The 22031-nt window shown below is 62.9% G+C and carries 25 protein-coding genes; 16 read left to right on the top strand and 9 right to left on the bottom strand.

Annotation, left to right across the window (positions count from 1 at the left end; genetic code table 11):
• The first annotated feature begins 30 nt into the window (after positions 1 to 30).
• Positions 31 to 3588, top strand: a complete 3558-nt coding sequence (gene dnaE, locus QFZ30_RS12350) for a DNA polymerase III subunit alpha (protein ID WP_307076594.1) — start codon at positions 31 to 33, stop codon at positions 3586 to 3588.
• A gap of 36 nt (positions 3589 to 3624) precedes the next feature.
• Here the strand turns inward: dnaE and QFZ30_RS12345 are convergent, their stop codons facing one another.
• Positions 3625 to 4125 (bottom strand): flavin reductase family protein, encoded by a 501-nt coding sequence (locus QFZ30_RS12345; protein WP_307076592.1) that lies wholly within the window; start codon positions 4123 to 4125, stop codon positions 3625 to 3627.
• A gap of 138 nt (positions 4126 to 4263) precedes the next feature.
• Here QFZ30_RS12345 and QFZ30_RS12340 point away from each other — a divergent pair, with 138 nt between their 5' ends.
• From QFZ30_RS12340 to nrdR, 3 genes are all read left to right on the top strand, one after another.
• Entirely contained in the window at positions 4264 to 4812 is a 549-nt protein-coding gene (locus QFZ30_RS12340; protein WP_307076590.1) for a hypothetical protein, read from the top strand.
• Positions 4813 to 4821: 9 nt separating this feature from the next.
• Entirely contained in the window at positions 4822 to 6198 is a 1377-nt protein-coding gene (gene hisD, locus QFZ30_RS12335) for a histidinol dehydrogenase (RefSeq protein WP_307076589.1), read from the top strand.
• Positions 6199 to 6358: 160 nt separating this feature from the next.
• Complete coding sequence (nrdR, locus tag QFZ30_RS12330; RefSeq protein WP_307076585.1) at positions 6359 to 6865, top strand: transcriptional regulator NrdR; 507 nt, start codon at positions 6359 to 6361, stop codon at positions 6863 to 6865.
• A gap of 128 nt (positions 6866 to 6993) precedes the next feature.
• Here nrdR and ppgK read toward each other — a convergent pair whose 3' ends face one another.
• Both ppgK and map read right to left on the bottom strand, forming a co-directional pair.
• Positions 6994 to 7797: a polyphosphate--glucose phosphotransferase gene (gene ppgK / locus QFZ30_RS12325; protein ID WP_307076583.1), complete on the bottom strand. Its 804-nt coding sequence runs from the start codon at positions 7795 to 7797 to the stop codon at positions 6994 to 6996.
• Between the two features lie 71 nt (positions 7798 to 7868).
• Positions 7869 to 8747, bottom strand: a complete 879-nt coding sequence (map, locus tag QFZ30_RS12320; RefSeq protein ID WP_307076581.1) for a type I methionyl aminopeptidase — start codon at positions 8745 to 8747, stop codon at positions 7869 to 7871.
• Between the two features lie 134 nt (positions 8748 to 8881).
• On the opposite strand from map, the gene QFZ30_RS12315 reads away from it, so the two are divergent.
• Positions 8882 to 9049, top strand: a complete 168-nt coding sequence (locus tag QFZ30_RS12315; RefSeq protein ID WP_307076579.1) for an SPOR domain-containing protein — start codon at positions 8882 to 8884, stop codon at positions 9047 to 9049.
• Between the two features lie 67 nt (positions 9050 to 9116).
• Here the strand turns inward: QFZ30_RS12315 and panB are convergent, their stop codons facing one another.
• Positions 9117 to 10022, bottom strand: a complete 906-nt coding sequence (panB, locus tag QFZ30_RS12310) for a 3-methyl-2-oxobutanoate hydroxymethyltransferase (protein ID WP_307076577.1) — start codon at positions 10020 to 10022, stop codon at positions 9117 to 9119.
• A gap of 266 nt (positions 10023 to 10288) precedes the next feature.
• Between panB and glnA the strand changes: the two genes are divergently transcribed.
• The 5 genes from glnA (at position 10289) to QFZ30_RS12285 (ending at position 16879) form a co-directional block, all read left to right on the top strand.
• On the top strand, positions 10289 to 11629 hold the full coding sequence (gene glnA / locus QFZ30_RS12305) for a type I glutamate--ammonia ligase (protein WP_307076575.1): 1341 nt from the start codon (positions 10289 to 10291) through the stop codon (positions 11627 to 11629).
• Between the two features lie 9 nt (positions 11630 to 11638).
• The gene (locus QFZ30_RS12300) at positions 11639 to 14650 is read left to right on the top strand and encodes a bifunctional [glutamine synthetase] adenylyltransferase/[glutamine synthetase]-adenylyl-L-tyrosine phosphorylase (protein ID WP_307076573.1); all 3012 of its coding nucleotides are present in this window, start codon (positions 11639 to 11641) and stop codon (positions 14648 to 14650) included.
• A 67-nt stretch (positions 14651 to 14717) separates the two neighbouring features.
• The gene (locus QFZ30_RS12295; protein WP_307076571.1) at positions 14718 to 15161 is read left to right on the top strand and encodes a VOC family protein; all 444 of its coding nucleotides are present in this window, start codon (positions 14718 to 14720) and stop codon (positions 15159 to 15161) included.
• A gap of 5 nt (positions 15162 to 15166) precedes the next feature.
• Positions 15167 to 15688 carry a GNAT family N-acetyltransferase gene (locus QFZ30_RS12290; RefSeq protein ID WP_307076570.1) on the top strand — a complete coding sequence of 174 codons (522 nt, stop codon included), beginning with the start codon at positions 15167 to 15169 and terminating at the stop codon, positions 15686 to 15688.
• A gap of 558 nt (positions 15689 to 16246) precedes the next feature.
• On the top strand, positions 16247 to 16879 hold the full coding sequence (locus QFZ30_RS12285; protein WP_307076568.1) for a DUF3800 domain-containing protein: 633 nt from the start codon (positions 16247 to 16249) through the stop codon (positions 16877 to 16879).
• 107 nt (positions 16880 to 16986) lie between these two features.
• On the opposite strand, the gene QFZ30_RS12280 is transcribed toward QFZ30_RS12285, so the two are convergent.
• Positions 16987 to 17460 carry a hypothetical protein gene (locus QFZ30_RS12280; RefSeq protein WP_307076566.1) on the bottom strand — a complete coding sequence of 158 codons (474 nt, stop codon included), beginning with the start codon at positions 17458 to 17460 and terminating at the stop codon, positions 16987 to 16989.
• A 128-nt stretch (positions 17461 to 17588) separates the two neighbouring features.
• The gene (locus tag QFZ30_RS12275) at positions 17589 to 18101 is read right to left on the bottom strand and encodes a helix-turn-helix domain-containing protein (RefSeq protein ID WP_307076564.1); all 513 of its coding nucleotides are present in this window, start codon (positions 18099 to 18101) and stop codon (positions 17589 to 17591) included.
• 52 nt (positions 18102 to 18153) lie between these two features.
• Here QFZ30_RS12275 and QFZ30_RS12270 point away from each other — a divergent pair, with 52 nt between their 5' ends.
• Together QFZ30_RS12270 and QFZ30_RS12265 are read left to right on the top strand one after the other, a co-directional pair.
• A complete protein-coding gene (locus QFZ30_RS12270) occupies positions 18154 to 18390 on the top strand; it encodes a helix-turn-helix domain-containing protein (protein WP_307076562.1) in 237 nt (78 codons plus the stop codon).
• 165 nt (positions 18391 to 18555) lie between these two features.
• Positions 18556 to 19065: a hypothetical protein gene (locus QFZ30_RS12265; RefSeq protein WP_307076559.1), complete on the top strand. Its 510-nt coding sequence runs from the start codon at positions 18556 to 18558 to the stop codon at positions 19063 to 19065.
• Positions 19066 to 19167: 102 nt separating this feature from the next.
• Here QFZ30_RS12265 and QFZ30_RS12260 read toward each other — a convergent pair whose 3' ends face one another.
• Positions 19168 to 19359, bottom strand: coding sequence for a hypothetical protein (locus QFZ30_RS12260; protein WP_307076557.1), 192 nt, complete (start codon positions 19357 to 19359; stop codon positions 19168 to 19170).
• Positions 19360 to 19412: 53 nt separating this feature from the next.
• Here QFZ30_RS12260 and QFZ30_RS12255 point away from each other — a divergent pair, with 53 nt between their 5' ends.
• A complete protein-coding gene (locus tag QFZ30_RS12255; RefSeq protein WP_307076555.1) occupies positions 19413 to 19658 on the top strand; it encodes a helix-turn-helix domain-containing protein in 246 nt (81 codons plus the stop codon).
• Positions 19659 to 19666: 8 nt separating this feature from the next.
• Here the strand turns inward: QFZ30_RS12255 and QFZ30_RS12250 are convergent, their stop codons facing one another.
• Positions 19667 to 19858, bottom strand: coding sequence for a hypothetical protein (locus tag QFZ30_RS12250; protein ID WP_307076553.1), 192 nt, complete (start codon positions 19856 to 19858; stop codon positions 19667 to 19669).
• A 252-nt stretch (positions 19859 to 20110) separates the two neighbouring features.
• Between QFZ30_RS12250 and QFZ30_RS12245 the strand changes: the two genes are divergently transcribed.
• Positions 20111 to 21220 carry a hypothetical protein gene (locus tag QFZ30_RS12245; protein WP_307076551.1) on the top strand — a complete coding sequence of 370 codons (1110 nt, stop codon included), beginning with the start codon at positions 20111 to 20113 and terminating at the stop codon, positions 21218 to 21220.
• Between the two features lie 97 nt (positions 21221 to 21317).
• On the opposite strand, the gene QFZ30_RS12240 is transcribed toward QFZ30_RS12245, so the two are convergent.
• Positions 21318 to 21536, bottom strand: a complete 219-nt coding sequence (locus tag QFZ30_RS12240; RefSeq protein ID WP_307076549.1) for a hypothetical protein — start codon at positions 21534 to 21536, stop codon at positions 21318 to 21320.
• Positions 21537 to 21624: 88 nt separating this feature from the next.
• On the opposite strand from QFZ30_RS12240, the gene QFZ30_RS12235 reads away from it, so the two are divergent.
• Together QFZ30_RS12235 and QFZ30_RS12230 are read left to right on the top strand one after the other, a co-directional pair.
• On the top strand, positions 21625 to 21831 hold the full coding sequence (locus QFZ30_RS12235) for a hypothetical protein (protein WP_307076547.1): 207 nt from the start codon (positions 21625 to 21627) through the stop codon (positions 21829 to 21831).
• A 72-nt stretch (positions 21832 to 21903) separates the two neighbouring features.
• Positions 21904 to 22029, top strand: a complete 126-nt coding sequence (locus QFZ30_RS12230) for a hypothetical protein (protein WP_307076545.1) — start codon at positions 21904 to 21906, stop codon at positions 22027 to 22029.
• Positions 22030 to 22031 lie beyond the last annotated feature (2 nt).

Here is a 22031-nt window from a genome sequence, read left to right as displayed (position 1 = left end):
CAGGATTCTGCCAGCGCATAGAATAGTGCGGTGACTTCCAGCAATGATTCGTTCGTCCACCTTCACAACCACACCGAATACTCCATGCTGGATGGTGCCGCCAGGCTTGGTGAGCTCTTCGACGAGACCGAACGCCTGGGCATGCCGGCCCTCGCCACCACTGACCACGGGTACCTGTTCGGAGCCTTCGACTTCTGGAAACGCGCCACGGACCAGGGCATCAAACCGATCATCGGCGTCGAAGCCTACGTCACACCCGGCACCGCCCGGACGGACAAGAGCCGTGTCCGTTGGGGCGAGGAACACCAGCGCAAAGACGACATCTCCGGCGGTGGTTCTTACACGCACATGACGCTGCTGAGCTACAACAACGCCGGCATGCGCAATCTCTTCCGGGCCTCGTCCATCGCGTCCCTGGACGCCGTGTTCGGCAAGTGGCCGCGGCTCGACCGCGAGCTCCTGAACACGTATTCGGAAGGCCTCATCGCCACCACTGGCTGCCCCTCCGGGGAAGTCCAGACCCGTCTGCGGCTCGGCCAATACCGTGAGGCCCTGGAAGCCGCCTCGGAATTCCGCGACATTTTCGGGGCGGAGAACTACTTCTGCGAACTGATGGACCACGGCCTCGACATCGAACGCCGGGTCACCGGGGACTTGCTGCGGCTCGCGAAGGAACTCAAACTGCCCCTGGTGGCGACGAATGATCTTCACTACACGCACGAGCACGACGCCAAGGCCCACGAGGCACTGCTGGCCATCCAATCAGGTTCCACCCTGCTGGAGCCCACGTATGACAACGGCGGATCCCGGTTCGCGTTCTCCGGCAGCGGCTATTACCTCAAGTCGCCCCAGGAGATGCGGGAGCTGTTCAGGGACCACCCTGAGGCGTGCGACAACACGCTGCTGATCGCCGAGCGCTGCGAAGTCTCGTTCAATACAGGGGCCAACTACATGCCGCGGTTCCCCTGCCCGCCGGGTGAGGACGAAACGTCCTGGCTGGTCAAGGAAGTGGCCGCCGGACTGGACTTCCGGTACCCGGGTGGTGTCCCGGACAAGGTCCGCACGCAGGCGGACTACGAGCTGGAAGTCATCACCTCCATGGGGTTCCCGGGGTACTTCCTGGTGGTGGCCGACTTCATCAACTGGGCGAAGAACAACGGCATCCGCGTTGGACCGGGCCGTGGCTCCGGTGCCGGCTCCATGGTGGCCTACGCCATGCGCATCACCGACCTTGATCCGCTGCACCATGGACTGATCTTCGAGCGCTTCCTTAACCCGGACCGCGTCTCCATGCCTGACTTCGACGTCGACTTCGATGACCGGCGCCGCTCCGAGGTCATCGACTACGTCACTCGCAAATACGGTGACGAGCGCGTAGCCATGATCGTCACCTACGGCACCATCAAGACCAAGCAGGCGCTCAAGGACTCTTCCCGTGTGCTGGGCTATCCGTTCAGCATGGGCGAGCAGCTGACCAAGGCGCTGCCTCCGGCAGTAATGGCCAAGGACATTCCGTTGGCCGACATCCAGAACAAGGACTCCAAGCGGTACAGCGAGGCCGGCGACTTCCGCCAGCTCATCGGAACGGACCCGGAAGCAGCCAAGGTCTTCGAGACGGCCCTGGGTATCGAAGGACTGAAGCGCCAGTGGGGCGTGCACGCCGCCGGCGTCATCATGTCATCGGACCCCATCATCGATGTCATCCCCATCATGCGGCGCATCCAGGACGGCCAGGTGATCACGCAGTTCGATTACCCCACCTGCGAGGGCCTGGGCCTGATCAAGATGGACTTCCTGGGCCTGCGGAACCTCACGATCATTTCCGACGCCCTGGAGAACATCAAGCTCAACCGCGGCCACGACCTGGACCTGGACAGCCTGGCCCTTGATGACGCCCCGTCCTACGAGTTGCTGGCCCGGGGCGACACCCTGGGCGTGTTCCAGCTCGACGGCGGGCCGATGCGTTCCCTGCTCAAGTTGATGAAGCCTGACAACTTCGAAGACATTTCCGCCGTCCTGGCCCTCTACCGTCCCGGCCCCATGGGCGCCAACGCGCACAACGACTACGCCCTGCGCAAGAACGGGATCCAGGAAGTCATTCCGATCCACCCGGAGCTCAAGGAACCGCTCGCCGAAATCCTCGGCGGGACTTATGGCCTGATCGTGTACCAGGAACAGGTCATGGCCGTAGCGCAGAAGCTTGCCGGATATTCCCTCGGCCAGGCCGACATCCTCCGCCGCGCTATGGGCAAGAAGAAGAAATCAGAGCTGGACAAGCAGTTCGCCGGATTCTCGCAGGGCATGCAGGACAACGGCTACTCCATGGAGGCCGTGAAGACCCTCTGGGACATCCTGCTGCCATTCTCGGACTACGCCTTCAACAAGGCACACTCGGCAGCTTACGGTGTGATTTCGTATTGGACCGCTTACCTGAAGGCCCACTACGCGCCGGAGTACATGGCAGCATTGCTGACGTCCGTGGGCGACGACAAGGACAAGTCCGCGATCTACCTCAACGAGTGCCGCCGCATGGGCATCACGGTGCTCCCGCCGGACGTCAACGAGTCCTCGCTGAACTTTACGCCGGTGGGAAACGATATCCGCTTCGGCATGGGTGCCATCCGGAACGTCGGTTCCAACGTGGTCCAGGCAATGGTGGCTGCCCGGGAGAGTGAGGGGGCCTACACCTCGTTCAAGGACTTCCTCATGAAAGTCCCGGCAGTGGTCTGCAACAAGCGGACCATCGAATCCCTGATCAAAGCCGGGGCATTCGACTCGCTCAATCACCACCGCCGCGCCCTGGTGATGATCCACGAAGAGGCCATCGACTCGGTCATCACCCTCAAACGCAACGAGGCCATCGGCCAGTTCGACCTCTTCGCGGGGTTTGAGGAGGCCGAGTCCGAGGCGTCACTGACCATCGAGATCCCGGAACTTCCCGAGTGGGAGAAGAAGGACAAGCTGTCCTTCGAACGTGACATGCTGGGTCTCTACGTCTCCGACCATCCGCTGCAGGGCCTGGAGGGGGTGCTGAGCCAGCACGCGGACCAGTCCATCACGTCGGTGATTGCCGAGGACGGCCCGCACGACGGCGCCATCATCACCATCTCCGGAATGATCACCTCGCTGAGCCGCCGCATCGCCAAGGCCAGCGGCAACGCTTACGCCCGTGCCGAAATCGAAGACCTGGGCGGCTCCATGGAGGTCATGTTCTTCGGCCAGGTGTATGGCCCCATCGCCTCGGTGCTGGCCGAGGACCTGATCGTTGTGGTCAAAGGCAGGCTGCAGCGGCGCGACGACGGCGCGGTCACCCTGAACTGCATGGAACTGTCCGTCCCGGACCTCAGCGACAACATGAACGGTCCCGTGGTCATCACCATGCAGACCCATAAGGCCACCGAAGCGGTGGTGACCGAGCTGGGCGATGTCCTGCGGACCCACCGCGGCACCTCCGAGGTCCGCCTGCAGCTGCAGGGCGACACCCGGATGGAGGTCATGGGGCTGCCCGTCCACCTAAGGGTCAATCCCAGCCCGTCACTGTTCGGAGACCTCAAGGTGCTCCTCGGCCCGACCTGCCTGGATAGCTAGCCGGCAGACCTGCCGGCTAGCGGAGTTCGGCGGCTGCTAAATTTCGTAGTCCAGCGGCGCGGGCTGGCTGTAGCCGCCGGCGTGGTAAAGCAGCGGTGAACCGTCCTCTCCCACCTGTCCGTCCACCACCTCAACAACCACCACGGCGTTGTTCTCGAACGAGAGGCGCATTTGGATCTTGCCGATCAGCCAGCCGGCCACATCCTTCAGGACGGGAACGTCGTGCGGGCCAAGCTCCCAGTGGTCCCCACCGAAGCGGTCCTTTGTCTTGGCGAAACGATCGGCGAGCTCCTGGTTATCCAGGCCCAGCATGTGCAAGCCGATATGCGTGGTGTTGGCCACCGCCGGCCACGAACTGGAGCTGCGCGCCATATTAAACGTGAAGCGTGGCGGCTGGGCTGAAAGGGACGCCACGGATGTCGCGGTAAAGCCGTAGGGCTCGCCCTGGTAGTTCACGGTAATGATGGCGACGCCCGCTGCGTGGCGCCGGAACATTTCCTTGAATGTACGCTCGAATGGGGCGGGGTCTGCGGTCACGGTTAACGAACTCCCTGGTGTTTCTGAATGAGACTGGACTCTGCCTTCAAGAGTATGGGGCCGTTGCCGCACCGGGGAATCCTTTTACCCGCCACGTCCTTTGGTTGAGAGGCTTGAACATTTGTTAAGGTTTGTTTCATGACACAACGTACCCACCGGCGATCCGTCCCGCTGCCGTGGAGGTGGTTTGCTGCTGCGGCGGCAGCCGGAGTTCCCGTGGGGTTGCTGTGGTGGCTGCTGGCTCCCGGCGGCCTTAACCTCATCACACGCGACCCATCGCTCGGGAGTGGGGCGAACCCCGAGGTCTGGCTGCCGCGGGACCTGACCCTCGCCGGCCTCTTTGTCTTTGCCGGCTGTGTGGTGGCCGTATTCCTCATGGACAAACCCCGCAGTTCCCCCCAACTGGTCCTGGCCCTTGGCCTTGCCGGCGGTCTTGCAGGGGCCGTTATAGCGTGGCAGGCGGGCGTCTTCGCGGGCCAGGTATGGGGCGCCCCCGCGGATACTTCCGCCAACGCGAGCGTTGCCTTTTCGTTGCGATCCATGGCCGTGGTCCTGGTTTGGCCGGCAGCCACCGCCGTCTCCGTTTTTGCCATCAGCCTGCTCAACGAGCTGAGGCGGGCGCCGGACGGGACAGGCAGCCACAGTGGCGGCGCCCCGTTATCCGGAACCGCAGCGCCGGACGCGTAAAATGAGCCGGTGACCATTTCTCCTGAGTTTCCTGCCACCCCTCCCGCCGCGGCCGTCAGCTTCCGAACAGTTGATCTCCGGGGAAGGGGCCTGACACTCGCCGGATTGCGCGCCGCTGTTCCCCGGGCACAGCACCGGACGGTGGCAGATGCCGAGCAGACAGTCCTGGACATCATCGCTGACGTCCGCCAGCGCGGCTTTGCGGCCCTCAGCGACCTTGCGCAGCGGTTCGACGGCGTCGACCAGGAGCACCCGCTCGTACCGGCCGAAGCTTTGGCCCGCGCGCTGGATGAGCTGGATCCGGCCGTCCGTAGGGCGCTTGAAGAGTCCATCAGCCGAGCACGGCGTTTCGCTGACGGGCAGCGTCCCCGGAATATCGACGTCGAACTTGGCGACGGTGCCCTGGTGAGCCAGAACTGGGTGCCTGTTGCGCGGGTCGGACTTTACGTCCCCGGCGGCCTGGCCGTCTACCCGTCGTCGGTGATCATGAACGTGGTTCCCGCGCTGGCTGCGGGAGTGGAGTCCATCGCCCTCGCGTCGCCCCCACAGAAGGATTTCGGCGGCCTGCCGCACCCAACCATCCTGGCGGCGGCCGCCCTGCTGGGCATCGACGAAGTGTACGCAATCGGCGGTGCCCAGGCCGTCGCTGCCTTCGCGTATGGGGTGGACGCCACGGACGCAGGCCGGGCGCTGGAGCCCGTCGACGTGGTCACAGGGCCCGGAAACATTTTTGTGGCAACGGCGAAGCGCCTGGTCAAGGGTGTTGTAGGAATCGATTCCGAGGCCGGCACCACGGAAATCGCCATCCTGGCGGACTCCTCCGCGCAGCCTGCCTTGGTGGCCGCGGACCTGATCAGCCAAGCCGAACACGATCCCAAGGCCGCTTCCGTGCTGGTCACGGATTCCGAGGAGCTTGCCGCGGCTGTGCGGCGGGAACTGGACCGGCAGGCGGCAGCCACCAAGCACTCACAGCGTGTTTATGAGGCACTGTCCGGTCCCCAGTCGGGCGTTGTCCTGGTGGAGGACCTGGAGCAGGGCATCGCGGCATGTGACGCGTACGCGGCTGAACACCTGGAAATCATGACCGTGGACGCGGCCGCCGTGGCTGCCCGGATACGGAACGCCGGCGCCATCTTCGTGGGCGACTACAGTCCCGTCAGCCTGGGGGACTATTGCGCGGGATCCAACCACGTGCTGCCCACCAGCGGAACGGCGGCGTTTTCGTCGGGCCTGAATGTCACCACCTTCCTGCGCGCCATCCAGGTGATCAACTACAGCAGGACCGCACTGCAGGAGGTCAGCGGGCACATCGTCAGCCTGTCCGGCGCTGAGGACCTTCCGGCCCACGGCGAAGCCGTGACGGTTCGGTTCGAGCAGGCCCGCTGACTGCACCGGCATTATCGCTTTCAGGCACTACATGTGGTAATTACAAGCTTGTGATTACGCTACATGTAGTCGTAGACTGGTAGCTGAAGATCGGTCCACATGGCCCGCCCTGGGAACGGGCAGGGCCAACCGGCTTGGGAGAAAGCGAGAGAGGGACGCCATGTACTGTCCGTTCTGCCGCAATCCGGACTCCCGGGTAGTGGACAGCCGCATGGCTGACGATGGCTCCGCCATCAGGCGCCGCAGGCAGTGCCCTGAGTGCGGCCGCAGGTTTACCACTGTCGAAACCACCAGCCTCTCCGTGATCAAGCGCTCGGGCGTCGGCGAGCCCTTCAGCCGGAGCAAGGTCATCAACGGCGTACGGAAAGCGTGCCAGGGACGCCCTGTCAGTGAGGACGATCTTGCCCTTCTGGCGCAGGAAGTCGAGGAGCAGATCCGGGCCTCGGGTGCCGCCGAAATTGACGCCCACGAGGTAGGCCTGGCCATCCTGGGTCCTTTACAGAAGCTCGACCAGGTAGCCTACCTCCGCTTCGCCAGCGTCTATCAGGCTTTCGAATCACTCGACGACTTCGAGACGGCCATTTCACTTCTCCGCCATGAGTCGGAAGAGGGAACCAAGGACGTTGCCGAAAAAAGCTCGAAGAGCTCGGAGAAGAGCCCCCTCTAGTCTCCGGTGGTGGCAGCGGAGGGGAAGCCGCAGCCACCACCGGCACCAGGCTATTGCGCGCCGGTGCCACGGCTGGCGCCGGTGACGATCATGACACCGGCGGCGCCACCGGTACGAACATCCAACGGTTACTTGGTGAGCTTGTGCTTGATGGCGATTTCGATGGCCGCACCAACAATGCCTGCTTCATTCTTCAGCTTGGCCGGAACGATGGGCGTGCGGAGCTTCAGGTTCGGCAGGTACTCGTCGGCCCGCTTGGAGATGCCGCCGCCCACGATGAACAGCTCGGGGGAGAAGAGGAACTCCACGTGGGAGAAGTAGCGCTGCAGCAGCACGCTGTATTCGTCCCAGCTCAGGCCGTCCCGCTCACGCGCCACCGCCGAGGCCTTGCTTTCGGCGTCAAAGCCGTCGATTTCAAGGTGGCCGAGCTCCGCGTTGGGAACAAGCCTGCCGTCGAAGATGAAGGCAGAGCCTATCCCCGTACCGAGCGTGATCACCAGGACAGTTCCGTCCACTCCCGCACCGGCGCCGTAGCGGGCCTCCGCGAGTCCGGCGGCGTCGGCGTCGTTAATGACCTCCACCGGCCGGCCCAGCCGCAGGGTGAGGAGGGCATCGATGTCGGTGTTGAGCCAGCTCTTGTCCACGTTGGCCGCCGAGTGGACCACCCCGTGCTGGATGATGCCGGGGAACGTGACGCCAACGGGCGAACCGGCCTCCGGAGCCTCCGGGCGGGCGGAGAGCTCCGCCACTACTTTCGCCACCACTTCCGCAACGGCCTCCGGAGTGGCTGGCTGCGGGGTGGGCACGCGGAACCGTTCACCCAGGAGCTTGCCCTTTTTCAGGTCGACAATGCCGCCCTTGATTCCCGTGCCGCCGATGTCGATGCCGATCAGCGGGGCGTTCTTGTGCGACTTCTCGTCCTTCTTGGCCAATGTGGTTCCGTTCGTGGCAGTGGGCGGGCAGGGGTAGGTCGGCCGGACGGCTGACCGCGTTCAGGGCTTGATCAGGGCAGGGTCAGGATCTCGGCGCCGGTCTCGGTCACCAGCAGCGTATGTTCGAACTGGGCAGACCGCTTGCGGTCGCGGGTGACAACTGTCCAGTCGTCAGGCCACATGTCCCATTCCACGGTGCCGAGGGTCAGCATGGGCTCAATGGTGAAGACCATGCCTGCCTCGATCACCGTGTTGTAGGCCGGGGCCGCATCGTAGTGCGGGATGATCAGGCCGGTATGGAAGGCTTCGCCGACGCCGTGGCCGGTGAAGTCCCGCACCACACCGTAGCCGAACCGTTTGGCATAGGACTGGATGGCGCGGCCGATGACGTTGATTTCACGGCCCGGCGCCACAGCCTTGATGGCCCGGTTAAGCGACTCCTGCGTGCGTTCCACCAGCAGGCGCGATTCCTCGTCGACGTCGCCTGCCAGGAACGTGTAGTTGGTGTCGCCATGCACACCGTTGATGAAGGCGGTGATGTCGATATTGAGGATGTCGCCGTCCTGGACCACGGTGGTATCAGGTATGCCGTGGCAGATGACTTCATTCAAGGAGGAACAGAGGGACTTCGGGAATCCCCGGTAACCGAGAGTGGACGGGTACGCCTTGTGGTCCAGGAGGAATTCGTGGCCTACCTTATCCAGCTGGTCGGTGGTGACGCCTGGTTTGATGTGCTTCCCCACCTCAACGATGGCCTGGGCCGCGATCTTGCTGGCGATTCGGATCTTTTCGATGGTTTCGGCGGACTTGACCTCGGAGCCGGTGAACTTGGCCGGGCCGGGCTTGCCTACGTACTCGGGACGCGGGATGGATGCCGGAACGGGGCGCTGCGGGCTGACGGTTCCCTGGGTGAGGGTGCCGGTGGGTGCAGTCGAGGCTAGGGAAGGCATAGATTGATCATATAAGGCACCGCAGAACGCCATGTAACTGGGGGCCGCAACCGGGTCCGCGTAGGGGTTTACGTTACGTGGACCACGCAGCGGCGCCCCGCAGCCGGAACCTACCGTCGGAACGAGGAACAACGATGACTGAGTACTGGTACAACGTGAACACCCACGAAGTGGAAGAGGACGCCCTCTCGGACTGGAGCCAGCTGATAGGCCCGTACAAGACACGGGAAGAGGCCGAGCACGCCCTGGAGAAGGTGCGGGCCCGCAACGAAGCCTGGGAAAAGGGCGACGACGACGAGTGAAGCCGGTGCTGCTGGCGCCGTCGGCGGTCGAATCCTCCGCCTGCCTCCAGGAGCTGGAGGCACGGAACTAGAAGGAGTGCTCCGGTCCGGGGAACTGGCCTGACCGGACGTCGTCGCCGTAGGCCCTCGCAGCATCGTTGAGCGTGGTGCGGAGGTCCGCGTACTGCTTGACGAACTTCGCCATCCGGCCGCCCCGCAGGCCGGCCATGTCCTGCCAGACCAGCACCTGCCCGGTGGTGGCGTTGCCCGCGCCGATGCCGACGGTGGGAACACTGACGGCCGCATCAACGGCAGCGGCGGTGTCCGCGGGAACCATTTCCATCAACACGCAGAACGCCCCGGCCTCGGCCAGCGCCACGGCGTCGTCGATCAGCCGCTGCGCATCATCGCCGCGGCCCTGCACCCGGTAACCGCCGAGTACGTGCTCGCTCTGCGGGGTGAAGCCGATGTGTGCCATGACGGGAATGCCGGCCTGGACCATGGCCCGGACCGTCTCGGCGTAGAACTTGCCGCCTTCGATCTTGACGGCATGCACCAGCCCCTCTTTGAGGAAGCGGACACCGGTGGCGACTCCCTGCTGCGCTGACACCTCGTAGCTGCCGAAGGGCAGGTCGGCCACCACCAGGGCGCGTTTGGTGGATCGCGCCACAGCCCGGCACAGCGGGAGGAGTTCATCCACCGTGACCGGCAGGCTGGTTTCGTTGGCAAAAACGTTGTTGGACGCTGAATCACCCACCAGAAGCACCTCAATGCCTGCCTGGTCAAAGATCTCCGCGGTGTACTGCTCATACGCGGTCAGCATCGCAAAACGCGTACCGTCCAGCTTGGCCTGCTGGAGGTGGTGGATGCGGACCCTGGGTGCCGGCTTGGCGGCGGATTCCGACGGCGCCGGCTGCACCTGCGCAGATCCGTTTCCGTAGGGTGCGGGTACTTCAGCGGACGCGCGTGAGTCAGAGCTATTGCTTGAGGCCATGGCAAGAGCGTAATGCGGTACTCGCCGTCCTAGCTACCGCCGACCGGCGCCCTACGGGTGATTCCCGTCATATTCCGGGACCGGCACGGTGCCGTTCCGGCACCGGCGTTCAGCCTTGTGGGCGCTGTTCCGGTATTAACGCTATGTTACGAGGAGCGCCGGCTCCCGCATCGGCGCCGATTGCTTAGTAAGGTGATTGTGAACTGCTTCCGGCTTCCCCCTCTGCGGACCCGGAGTGTGAACGTTTGACCGGAGAAGAGGCCATCATGGACCGCCAGCAAGAGTTTGTCCTGCGCACAATCGAAGAGCGCGACGTACGGTTCGTACGTTTGTGGTTCACCGACGTCGTGGGTTCGCTCAAGTCGGTGGCACTTGCCCCGGCCGAGGTCGAGGGTGCCTTCGAGGAAGGCCTGGGCTTTGACGGGTCCTCTATTGAAGGACTGGCCCGGGTCTTCGAATCCGACATGCTGGCCCAGCCGGACCCCTCAACCTTCCAGATCCTGCCATGGCGAGGTGAGACGGAGCAGACCTCCCGGATGTTCTGCGACATCCTGACCCCTGACGGCGAACCGTCCGCGGCCGACCCCCGGAACGTCCTCAAGCGCAATTTGGCCAAGGCCGCCGACATGGGCTTCACGTGCTACACGCATCCGGAAATCGAATTCTACCTGCTCAAGTCCCAGGAACCGGGCCCTGACGGCTCGCCGATTCCCGTGGACGAGGGCGGCTACTTTGACCATGTGCCCGGCGGCGTAGCGCAGGACTTCCGCCGCACTGCGGTGACCATGCTGGAGTCCGTGGGCATTTCGGTGGAGTTCAGCCACCATGAAGCAGGTCCGGGCCAGAACGAGATCGACCTCCGCTATGCGGATGCCCTGCAGACCGCGGACAACATCATGACGTTCCGCACAGTCATCAAGGAAGTCGCCCTGCAGCAAGGCACCTATGCAACCTTTATGCCCAAGCCCTTTACGGCTCACCCGGGCTCCGGCATGCACACGCACTTCTCGCTGTTCGAGGGCGACACCAACGCGTTCTATGAGGCAGGCACGGAGTTCCAGCTGTCCAAGACGGCCCGGCAGTTCATCGCCGGCATCCTCAAGCACGCTCCTGAGTTCACGGCTGTGACCAACCAGTTCGTTAATTCCTACAAGCGGCTCTGGGGCGGCGGGGAAGCACCTAGCTACCTGAGCTGGGGTCACAACAACCGGTCGGCGTTGGTCCGCGTACCGCTGTACAAGCCCGGCAAGGGCCAGTCAGCGCGCATCGAATACCGTGGCATCGATTCCGCTGCCAACCCGTACCTCGCCTACGCAGTGCTGCTGGGTGCAGGCCTGAAGGGGATCGAAGAGGGTTACGAGCTGCCGGCAGCTGCCGAGGACGACGTCTGGTCATTGAGCTCCGCCGAACGCCGCGCCATGGGACACGACCCCCTGCCGGCAAGCCTCCACGATGCCATCCGCTCGATGGAGGAATCCGAGCTCTTGCCGCAAATCCTCGGGGAACAGGTCTTCGAGCACTTCCTGCGCAACAAGCGCGCCGAATGGCAGGACTACCGGCTCCAGGTGACGCCCTACGAACTGCAGCGCAACCTCGGCATCCTCTAGGCGGCGGGCGTGAGCCTCGCCCGGCGCCTCATCTCTGCCGGCTTCAGCGACCTTGAGAAGGGCGAGCGGTTTTTGGCTGCCCGTGAGCTGGACGGCCTGGACCAGGATAGGCTGTTCGCTGGCCTGCAGATGGCGGCTAACCCGGACACTGCCCTCCAATCACTTGTGCGGCTGATCGAAAAGCATCCGGCTCTGCGGGAGCTGGCAGCAGCGGATCCTGAGACCAGCGAGCCGCTCTACCGTGTGCTGGGTGCGTCCGAGGCGCTGGGGGAGTTCCTGATCCGGCACCCGGAGCACCTCGATGCCTTCGACGTCAGGCCGAGTCCGGAACCACTTCAGGCGGATCCGGAACAGCTCCGGGCTGCACTCCTGAAATCCGTCCGGGCCGATCCCAGGTCAGCCAGGCCGGTTGCCGGGCTATCCGGAAGCGAAGCCTATGCGGCGCTGCGGACGGCGTACCGGCGCGGAGTGGTGGACCTTGCGGTCAAGGACCTGTGCGCCGCTGATCCGCTGGACTTCATGCCGGCCGTCGGGGCCGAACTGGCAGACCTGGCCGGCGCTGCCATCGAGGCAGCCCTCGCGGTTTCACGTGCAGAGGCTGGTGAGCAGTTCGGTGCGGCAGATGTGGCGGACGTGGGCCTGGCGGTCATCGGGATGGGCAAATGCGGAGCGCGCGAACTCAACTATATTTCCGACGTCGACGTCATTTACGTGATCGAGACCGATGAGCTGGACGACGCGCGTGCCAGTACCATCGGCACGGCGCTGGCCAGCGGAATCTCCCGGGCTATCTCGTCCATTGCACGGGAACCCGGGCTGTGGGAAGTGGACGCCAACCTGCGGCCGGAAGGCAAATCGGGCCCGCTGGTGCGCACGCTCCCCTCCCATGAAAGCTACTATGCGCGCTGGGCCGAGACTTGGGAGTTCCAGGCGCTGCTGAAGGCGCGGACCATCGCCGGGGACACCGGGCTCGGCCAGCGCTACGAGAAGGCGGTGTCGCCGCTGATCTGGAACTCCGCCGGCAGGGAAGGGTTCGTCGAATCGGTACAGGCGATGCGCCGGCGGGTCACCGAACATATCCCGGTGGCCGAGGAACAACGGCAGATCAAACTCGGCCGCGGGGGACTCCGTGATGTTGAGTTCACCGTCCAGCTGCTCCAGCTCGTGCATGGGAAATCCGACGAATCGCTTCGCTGCCGGGATACCACCTCGGCCATCGCCGCGCTGTCGGCACGAGGCTATATCGGCCGGTCCGATGCTGCTGGATTTGACCATGCCTACCGCTACCTGCGGCTGCTGGAGCACCGGATCCAGCTGTTCCAGCTCCGCCGGACGCACCTCATGCCCGTCAACGAACCAGCCTTGCGCGCCCTCGCCAAGGCCGTACTGGGACCGTTCTCCAACGAGCGCCCCCACCCCGACGCTCTGCTGGCCGCCTGGCACAAGACCAAGCGGTCCGTGCGCGAACTGCACGAACGCATTTTCTACCGGCCGCTGCTGAACACCGCGGCCAAACTCAGCACCGAGGACGCAAGGCTGACACCGGAAGCCGCCCAGGGCCGCCTGGCCGCGCTCGGCTACGGCGACCCGCAAGGCGCCATGCGCCACATCGAGGCGCTCACCGCCGGTGTCAGCAGGCGGGCTGCCCTGCAGCGGCAACTGCTGCCCATTTTGCTTGACTGGCTCGCCGAGGGCGTTGATCCCGACGCCGGCCTGCTCGCCTTCCGTCGGGTCAGCGAGACCCTCGGCACAACACACTGGTACCTCGGCATGCTCCGGGACTCCAAGGCGGCAGCCGAGCGGCTCTGCCACGTCCTGGCCAACTCGCGGTTGATCTCGGATCTCCTGGAAGTTTCGCCGGAATCGGTGGCGTGGCTGGGACATGACAAGGAACTTGCCCCGCTGAGCTTCGAGGCGCAGTGGCAGGAGATCACCGCCAAGATGTCGCGCCACGCGGATCCGGAGAGTGCCATGCGGCTCATCCGCCTCATCCGCAGGAGGGAGATCCTGAGGATTGCCATCGCGGATTCGGCCGGACTGCTGGGCCAGGACAAGGTGGGTGCCGCGCTGGCAGACACTGACAGGGCGGCCGTGCTGGGCGCCCTCCGTGTGGCCGAGGGCATCGTCTCGGCCAAGGGACCGCTGAAAACTGCCGTGCTGGTGGTGGCCATGGGCCGCCAGGGCGGTCGTGAGATCGGGTATGGCTCGGACGCCGACGTGATGTACGTCCACCGGGCGCTGCCGGGTTACACCGAGGAGGAGGCACAGGCACAGGCATCCCGGATCGTGGCCAAGGTGTCCAACCTGCTCACCCAGCCGCTCAAGCCTGCCATCATGGCCGAGCGCGTCCTCCAGGTTGATGCCGACCTGCGGCCGGAAGGGAAGAGCGGGGCGATGGTCCGCTCCCTGGATTCCTTCGCGGAGTACTATCGCCGCTGGTCCCTCATCTGGGAAGCGCAGGCGCTGCTGCGGGCGCGGCCGATGGCCGGCGACGATGAGCTCGCCCGGGACTTCACAGAGCTCATCGACCCGATCCGCTACCCGGAGTCGATTTCGGAGCAGGACGTACGCGAAATCCGGCGGGTCAAGGCACGGGTGGAAGCTGAGCGGCTGCCCCGCGGAGCCGATCCCGCCCGCCACTTGAAGCTGGGCCGTGGGGGACTGAGCGACGTCGAGTGGCTGGTGCAGCTGCTCCAGCTCCAGAATGCAGGCAAGCACCCTGCGCTGCGGACCACGTCAACCGTGGAGGCGCTTGACGCAGCGGCCTCGCTGGACCTCATCGCCAAGGACGATGCCCAGCTGCTTGCAGACGCCTGGCGGCTGGCCAGCAGGATCAGGTCAGCCAATGTCATCTGGAGCGGCAAGGCTTCGGACCTGCTGCCGTCCTCCCGGCGGGACCTTGAAGCTGTTGCGCGCTGGTGCGGCTACGAACCGGGCAACGCTGCCGCGCTGGAAGAGGACTACCTCCGGCTCAGCCGGCGTGCCCGCGCCGTTTTTGAGAAGGTCTTCTACGGTCACTAGCCTCTTGCGGTGGCAGTCCATTCGGGGGCTGCTGACAGCTGCTGCCGCCCGATGCTAGGTTGAGCCCATGGCTACGCAAATCTACCTGAACCTTCCCGTCAAAGACCTCAAGAGGTCCGTCGACTTTTTCACCGCGCTCGGCTTCTCCTTCAACCCCGACTACACCGATGAGAACGCCACCTGCATGATCATCAACGAGAACGCCTTTGTCATGCTCCTCGTTGAGGGCTTCTTCAAAACCTTCACGTCCAAGGACGTTGCAGATGCGGCCGGCTCCACGGAGGCCATCATGGCCTTTTCGGTTGACAGCAGGGAAGCCGTGGACGAAACAGTCGGGAAGGCCCTGGCCGCCGGGGGTACACCGTCCCAGGAAGTCCAGGACTACGGCTTTATGTACAACCACAGCTTCCAGGACCCGGACGGCCACCTCTGGGAGGTCATGTGGATGGATCCTGCAGGTCCGCCCGCCGACAGCACCGCTACCGGCGAGAGCAAGAGCGCGCAGCCCTGAGCGGCGTGCTTGAATCTGTCTGGCTGATTTCCCTTCAGGACCTTGATGATGATGCACGCGCCATCCACCTGGGAGCTGTCGCGGGCCTTGAACTCGCCCCGGGACAACACGATTTTGTGGGCGACCCATTGCGCATGGTGCTGGCGGGCCTGGCCGAGGATTCACGCCGGCCCTATGTCATCGAGGCGGACGGGGATGCCGTCGGTGTCCTGACACTGCAGGCAGGTGCGGCGCGGCTGGCAGGCTGGCCCGACGACGACTCGGCGTGGCTGCTGAGGGGCTTCCTCATCGACAGACGGCAGCAGGGCCGGGGCCTGGGTCCGCTCGCAGCCGCCGCCGCTGTGGAAGCTGCTGCGAAACTCACGGCGAGGCAGGGAAGCGGTGAGGCCGGCGTCGTCCTTTCAGTCAACGAGCGGAATTCGGCAGGACTTTCCGCCTACCGCAGCGCCGGGTTTGTGGACCACGGACCATACCTGGGTGGTAGTTCCGGGCCGCAGCGGACGATGTACCGGAGCTTTGCAGGATAACTGCGAGGAATCCGTTGTCAAAAGGGCATTGCCTGGCGCTCCACATTGACCGATCATGTGGATTGGCAGTGTTCTTCAAACCTTGTTGGGGCAAGGCTTGATCAGTCTTCGTCTCGGGGGGCACTTGTCAGGGGGCTGGTTCCTGGTCTCAGCACGTCTGGAGCCAGCCTCCACCTTTTGGTCACAGCAGAGCCGGACGCAAAAGGGTCCGCAGTGGCTGCCGTTGCTGGCAGCCGCTGCGGACCCTTTGTGGACTAAAGCAGGTTCAGCCCGGGGTGATGCTAGACGCCGTAGTAGAGCTCGAACTAAACAACGCTGATTGGCAGTTGCTGGACGGCCTTGGGATCCGCTAGAGTTCGGGGTTTTCATGGTTGGTTGTTATGGCCCGAAATGGGCCTCTTGCGGACCTCTTGCGGACTTTCTGCGGACTGTAGCGTTAGGTGAGGTGGCTCCGCAGCGGAGGAAGACAGGAACGATTGGTTCTTTGTCATCCTGCTGATGCTAGTGAGCCCGCGCCCGACATCGGAAATTGTCCACCACGTCAGGCAGACTTGTTGGGTGCATATCTTCATAGATGATTCGGGCGACGGCGGATTCAAGTTCGATTCCGGATCAAGCAGCCACCTGATTATGGCTGCCTGCGTATTCCGCGACCCCCTGGAGATCGAGCGACTCAGCGCCAGCATGAAGAACTGCGCGGCCCACAACGGCATCCGTACGGAGTTCAAATACGCGAAGACCAAGGATCGAGCTAAGGACTGCTTCTTCGATTGCACGGCTGACATCAGATACCACATACGGGCGATCAGCATCGATAAGGCCCGGATCTACAGCGGCAAGCTGCGGGGAAGTCCAAGTGCTCTCAAGAGCTACGCCATACGACAGCTGCTGTCTAAGGGGTTCGGCACTATCCACGATGCGAAAGTCATCATCGACGGACAGGACACGAAAGCATTCGGCATCGACGACCACGCCTATTTGATGGACATGGCAAACCGCGGCCGGCCAGGTACTCTCACGAAGGTGGCATGGGCGGACTCGAGACAGAACGTCGGGATTCAGCTAGCCGACATGGTGGCCGGGGCCATCAACAGAGGTGTGAGGACACATAAGCCTGCCGACCCGGGTCACCTGCAGTTGCTCCGACCACGGACTTATCAGCCGAATGGAACGCTCTGGCACTTTAAATAAAAAGGCGACCCGTCGTCCTATCTTCGGGTAGAAGCACGCACACCATACGGAGACTATTCGGACGACGGGTCTCGGTGATTCAATTCTTGCATACCGCTATACACACATCAACCCGAGTTATCCACAGATTGCCCACAGCTTATCCACAATGCGGGGCGGCTGACTGCATCGTCAAATACCACGGAAGGCCGTGATGAATCGCCCGCGGGCTGCACGTAGTCTTCTCGGCTGACATCGCTCCAGATGTGCCCCTCAAGTTTGTTGATCAAGTCCAAGGCTGTCTTCCGAATTTCTTCCGGGCAGTGCAACTCGACTTCCGTCAGGTGAGCCCTGGCGGCCGCATCAGAGGGATTGTACCCATTATCAATGGGCATGACTCCATGTTGCTCCTCGTATGCTAGCGCGCCGGCAAGCTCGCTTTCGATGCTTGCTAGGAGTTCTTGGCAGCGCTTCCTGTTCTCGGAACGGGCCGCCGCCCTGTCCCCGAGTTTGAGCTTCACACGTTCAGAAACTACGTTCATACCTCCGGTGGCCAGGATGCCTGCTACCACTCCGCCGATGGCCCATATTTGTTCAGTCATTGCGCCATTGTGCCTTACGCCCCGGTAACCAATGACTGTGGGGGCCCGCTAGGCTTCGTGGGATGAACGACTCGGAAGTTTTCTGGCAGGCTGTTGCCGCCTCAGTCGGGCAGCACACCATGCTGAATTTACGCGAAGGGGTCCGCCTCGGGTTCGGCCACCCACTCGTCGCCTTTGTCCCGGTATTCGCGAATCCACTCCACTAGGCGCCTGACATCATCCTCGTGAAGCATGATGCGCTTTCCCACTCGCGAGTAGATACCGGAGGCGCGGCAGTAGCCACGGAGCGTGGACTTGCTGACGCCCACCTCGGGTGCGACTTCTTCCGGGGTCCGGAACAATGCTTTGACCTGCGGAGTGGCTGCGAGTTCCCGGGGTGGCCCGGGGAACGGCCGGGGGTTATCGTCTGGGAAGTCGCTAAGAGGCTGGAGTCCGCCTCTTGGTTCGGTGGGGAGTGACCGCAGCCAGTTAAGAAGTTCCTCGGCGAGGATGACCGGCTTGGTGTTTGCGTAACGGGCGATAAGGTCGTGCCGCCGTATGGCGATGCGAAGCGTGCTCGTGCTGTAGCCGGTTGCTCCCGCCGCCTCTTCAAGGCTGTAAGCGAGCTTGGACTTTTCGATGGGCGTCGGATCCACATTCATTCCGCCCGATACTAGGCCAAGGAGTGTGAGCACTGGTACGTATGCTCGACGGATGGACGATGCACCAATGCTGACAACTGCAGATCTTGCCGCGAGGCTCAATGTCTCCACCGAGATGGTCTACCGTATGTGCCGGACCCATCGGTGGCCGCACGCCAGGATCGGGCGACTTTACCGCTTCACGGAAGAGCACTACCAAGCCATAATCGCAACTCCAGAGCCTCCCGCACCCTGGACCAAGGAACGGAGGGACAACATCGCAAGGATGCTCCGGAAGCTCAGTGAATGACGATAGGGCACGCCTTCAGTGCGCACCCCCTGCTAGAAGTTCCATCTCGTACGGGGAATTTGCTATCGGCGCCAGGATGTCATCCAGCATCTTGCCTACCGCTTCTGCATCTATCTTCACCACGACCCAGACAGTACTGTCTGGGTACGACAACTTGGGGGAATCATGCAAAATGCCATTGGCGCGGTCGCGCTTGCAGCTATCCTGCTGACCGGGTGCAGCAGTGCGGGAACGCAGCCAGTCTCGGCCTCATCCCCGGCGCCATCTCCGGCGGCGACTACTAGCCAGACCCCCAGTACGCCAGCAGCCAGCAAGGCTGACTACGCAAAAGTTGCGCTCAAAGTCCAGACGGGCGTTGATGAGTACGTCAGTGACTGGAAAAAGAACACCTGCTCGAGCGGCTCGGTCGCTCAAGGTGATCCATTGTGCTTCACCATCGCCATGAGGGCAGAATCTGTGGCCAACATCGTAGGCATAAGCCTGAAGGGCGCGCAGCAGCCCAAGTCGCCAAGCTATCTCGGCACGCCCCCAGATGACCTGACAAAGATTCTCGGAACAACGGTGACCGCTTCGGACGAGGCAGTGAGCGCTGCGAAGGAATGGCGTGCTGCCAACTGCCCGACCGAGTACGCCTGCCAGAATAAGACGCGTGATGTTGGATATGGCGATGACTGACCTGAAGTCCGAGCTAGAGGCGTGGCAGCTGTATCTGAAGTAGTAACGGCCGAACCAAAAGTCCCTGGCCGCGCTTCCCGAAGTCCGTCGGCTGGAGCGGTGTCAGCGCTTGGGGGCCTCGGTGGGGAGGGATTCAAGCCATTCCTGCAATTCGGTGACCAGGATTACCGGCTTCGAGTTTGCATACCGGGCGGTCATGTCGCTATTGCGGAGTGCCCGCCGGATCGTGTCCGTGCTGTAGCCGGATGCCTCTGCGGCCTCGTCTATGGTGTACGCCAGCTTCTGAATAGTCATTCCGTCGACCGTAGACTGCCGGCTTGAAGCAGCATCCTCGGTAAGCTCAGCCCATGGATGACTCTCCTCTTCTTACGGCCGCGGATCTTGCTGCCGAGCTCCATGTGAACGTCGAAACCGTCTACAAGATGTGCAAATCCGGAAAATGGCCACACAGCCGGATCGGCCGGCTCTACCGCTTCACTGAAGATCATTACCAGGCCATCATCGGACCTACGGCGGCTCCCGATCGAAGGCGACGCACGCAGCGTGAGAACATTGCCCGACTGCTCCGGTCAACCTCTCAGGACTCGCTGTGAATTGCGGGTTATCTGGTGGGCGGTTCTGCGGGAAGGTCGTTTAGCCACTCATCAAGGTCTGCGTGTCGGATAACACCCTTGGTATTGGCGTAACGGGCGAGAAGGTTTCCGTCATAGACGGCCTGCTTCAATGTGCGGACTGAGTAGCCGCTCTGCTCCGCGGCTTCTTCGAATGTGTAGGCGAGTTTCTGTATCGTCATGCGGCTGATGCTATCGCTCTGAGCGTGACGGGCGCCATGATCGAGATTGTCTCGAGTCGGGCTCTCGGCTCCCTACCAACGGGATCGAAGATTAAGATCGGCTACTCCAGCTCGGGAGTATGATTCGATTTGAATCCAAGCGGTCCGACTGTAAGTCAGCAGCTTTTACTTGCCCTGCCGCTTAGTGGAAACTCTTGGGGGATAGCTATGGCCGCTAGACAAGTAAGCCGACCGCTGCGTTTTGTAGCGTCCATGTTCCTGCTATTGCTGTTTCTGGTGGGCGGCCACGTCATGCCCGCTCAGGCTACTACGGACACGACCGGCCCGGTGGTGGTCAGCTCGGCAATTACACCGACGACCGCGGATGTCTCTACTGGTGCCGGAGTCTTCACGATCAATCTGGAACTAACCGATGAAACAGGCGTTGACGCGCCATTGCTCCGGCTGATTCACTACCCCTCAGGCCAATACCAACTCCAACGACTGGCGCTCAGTACGGGCACGATCCAGCAGGGAGTGTGGGCGGGCACTATATCTGTCCCTCACGGCGCGGCCGCCGGCGATTGGACGCTTGAGACCGTGGGCCTAGCAGACACCCTTGGCAACAAGACGGGCGGGTTTGTAAAAATCGAGACCGTCGCCGTAGTGTCGCCTGCAGCGGACGGAGTAGGCCCGGTACTCCTCAGCAGTTATCTTTCACCTACCTCATTGGACGTCAGCGCCGGTCCGGCAACAGTAAACGTGAGCCTGCGAATCACAGATGACACGGGGGTTGCGGCGCCGCTTCTTCGGTTGATCCACTACCAGTCAGGCCAATACCAACTGCAGCGGCTTGTCCTTGGCTCGGGGACGATTCAGAGTGGCGTCTGGAAGGGATCCATAACCCTGCCGAAAGGGGCGGCAGCGGGAAAATGGGCACTTGAGACCGTGGGCCTAGAAGACACCCTTGGCAACAAGACGGGGGAATTCGTCCAGTTTCGGACTGTCGGAGTTATCTCCGCCGCCTCCGACAGCACGGGGCCGGCCATTCTCAGCAGCTACCTCTCACCCACCACTTTGAACGTGGCGGCAGCCGCTGCCACCGTTAACGTGAGCGTCCGCATCACCGACGACACCGGCGTGGATGCACCCCTACTGCGGCTGATTCACTATCCTTCGGGTCAGTACCGGCTCCAGCGACTTACACTCGGCTCGGGCACCATCCAAGGTGGCGTCTGGAAGGGTTCCATAACACTGCCCCAGGGCGCGGCCGCCGGTAAATGGTCCCTTGAAACCGTCGGTCTGGCCGACACTCTCGGGAACAAAACAGGCGAGTTTGTGCAGTTCAGGTCGGTCAGCGTGGTGTCGGCTGTCGCCGGGTGACGAGCGCTAATGACTACCTGCCCAACGGGGCATGTCGATTTAGTGGATGCACTGCCCGTGTCCTAATCGAGTTGCTCCCCGGCCCACTCATCCTCGGTCACATTGTGGACCTGCTCGGACTTGTCCCAGCGGCAGTGATACTCGCCGCAGCGGACCCACTCGTGGAGGACGTGGGTGTGCGTGCGACGGCGCGGCCGTAGACGACACGGACCTTCACCAGCGGCCGGGGGTCGAGCATGGTCACACGGCCGCCGGGTGCGCGTGCCAGGGCGCCACGGATGGCGCCGCCACGGCGCATAGACTCCAGATCCTCCACACCACCAATGGTAGTAACAATCGTGTTGGCGATGGTTGATCATCTGAAGATGACCCAAAATCTGCCTGTTATCTGACAGCCTCAGCGCATGACAAAACACTATCGCTCCATCATCAACATCACCGGCCTTGACGACATCGACATCGCCAGGTCCTTCGCACTTGGCGGGGTGCAGGACCTCGCAGAACAGGACGGCATCATCCTCAGTGAAGACGACGTCATAGGCCGGACCACCCTCGGCAGGTACGAGAAGGAAGGAAAGACCTACCTCCAAGCCATCCTCACCACCGACTAGCACCAACATGACGAAAAGCGCCCGCCCACCGAAGTGGACGGGCGCTAAGGTGGAGCGGTGAAACTCATCGGTATGATCCGCTCCAAAGAAACAAAGACCATCGAGGTCGAAGTAAGCTCCCTCAACGAGGGCCGGGCCCAGCTCGACGCCATGATTCCCGAAGGCTGGGAACTGCAGCACATCAGGACCGAGAAGTAGCC

The sequence above is a fragment of the Arthrobacter pascens genome (genome assembly GCF_030815585.1).
In the GTDB taxonomy this organism is placed as follows: Bacteria; Actinomycetota; Actinomycetes; order Actinomycetales; family Micrococcaceae; genus Arthrobacter; species Arthrobacter pascens_A.
This window is presented reverse-complemented; position numbering and strand designations above follow the sequence as displayed.

Bases quoted from the DNA above. Each gene is read 5' to 3' on its own strand.
- QFZ30_RS12340 (WP_307076590.1), top strand. From the start codon at position 4,264: ATGACACAACGTACCCACCGGCGATCCGTCCCGCTGCCGTGGAGGTGG.
- nrdR (WP_307076585.1), top strand. From the start codon at position 6,359: ATGTACTGTCCGTTCTGCCGCAATCCGGACTCCCGGGTAGTGGACAGC.
- map (WP_307076581.1), bottom strand. From the start codon at position 8,747: ATGCCTTCCCTAGCCTCGACTGCACCCACCGGCACCCTCACCCAGGGA.
- QFZ30_RS12315 (WP_307076579.1), top strand. From the start codon at position 8,882: ATGACTGAGTACTGGTACAACGTGAACACCCACGAAGTGGAAGAGGAC.
- panB (WP_307076577.1), bottom strand. From the start codon at position 10,022: ATGGCCTCAAGCAATAGCTCTGACTCACGCGCGTCCGCTGAAGTACCC.
- glnA (WP_307076575.1), top strand. From the start codon at position 10,289: ATGGACCGCCAGCAAGAGTTTGTCCTGCGCACAATCGAAGAGCGCGAC.
- QFZ30_RS12295 (WP_307076571.1), top strand. From the start codon at position 14,718: ATGGCTACGCAAATCTACCTGAACCTTCCCGTCAAAGACCTCAAGAGG.
- QFZ30_RS12280 (WP_307076566.1), bottom strand. From the start codon at position 17,460: ATGACTGAACAAATATGGGCCATCGGCGGAGTGGTAGCAGGCATCCTG.
- QFZ30_RS12275 (WP_307076564.1), bottom strand. From the start codon at position 18,101: ATGAATGTGGATCCGACGCCCATCGAAAAGTCCAAGCTCGCTTACAGC.
- QFZ30_RS12270 (WP_307076562.1), top strand. From the start codon at position 18,154: ATGGACGATGCACCAATGCTGACAACTGCAGATCTTGCCGCGAGGCTC.
- QFZ30_RS12265 (WP_307076559.1), top strand. From the start codon at position 18,556: ATGCAAAATGCCATTGGCGCGGTCGCGCTTGCAGCTATCCTGCTGACC.
- QFZ30_RS12260 (WP_307076557.1), bottom strand. From the start codon at position 19,359: ATGACTATTCAGAAGCTGGCGTACACCATAGACGAGGCCGCAGAGGCA.
- QFZ30_RS12255 (WP_307076555.1), top strand. From the start codon at position 19,413: ATGGATGACTCTCCTCTTCTTACGGCCGCGGATCTTGCTGCCGAGCTC.
- QFZ30_RS12250 (WP_307076553.1), bottom strand. From the start codon at position 19,858: ATGACGATACAGAAACTCGCCTACACATTCGAAGAAGCCGCGGAGCAG.
- QFZ30_RS12245 (WP_307076551.1), top strand. From the start codon at position 20,111: ATGTTCCTGCTATTGCTGTTTCTGGTGGGCGGCCACGTCATGCCCGCT.
- QFZ30_RS12235 (WP_307076547.1), top strand. From the start codon at position 21,625: ATGACAAAACACTATCGCTCCATCATCAACATCACCGGCCTTGACGAC.
- QFZ30_RS12230 (WP_307076545.1), top strand. From the start codon at position 21,904: ATGATCCGCTCCAAAGAAACAAAGACCATCGAGGTCGAAGTAAGCTCC.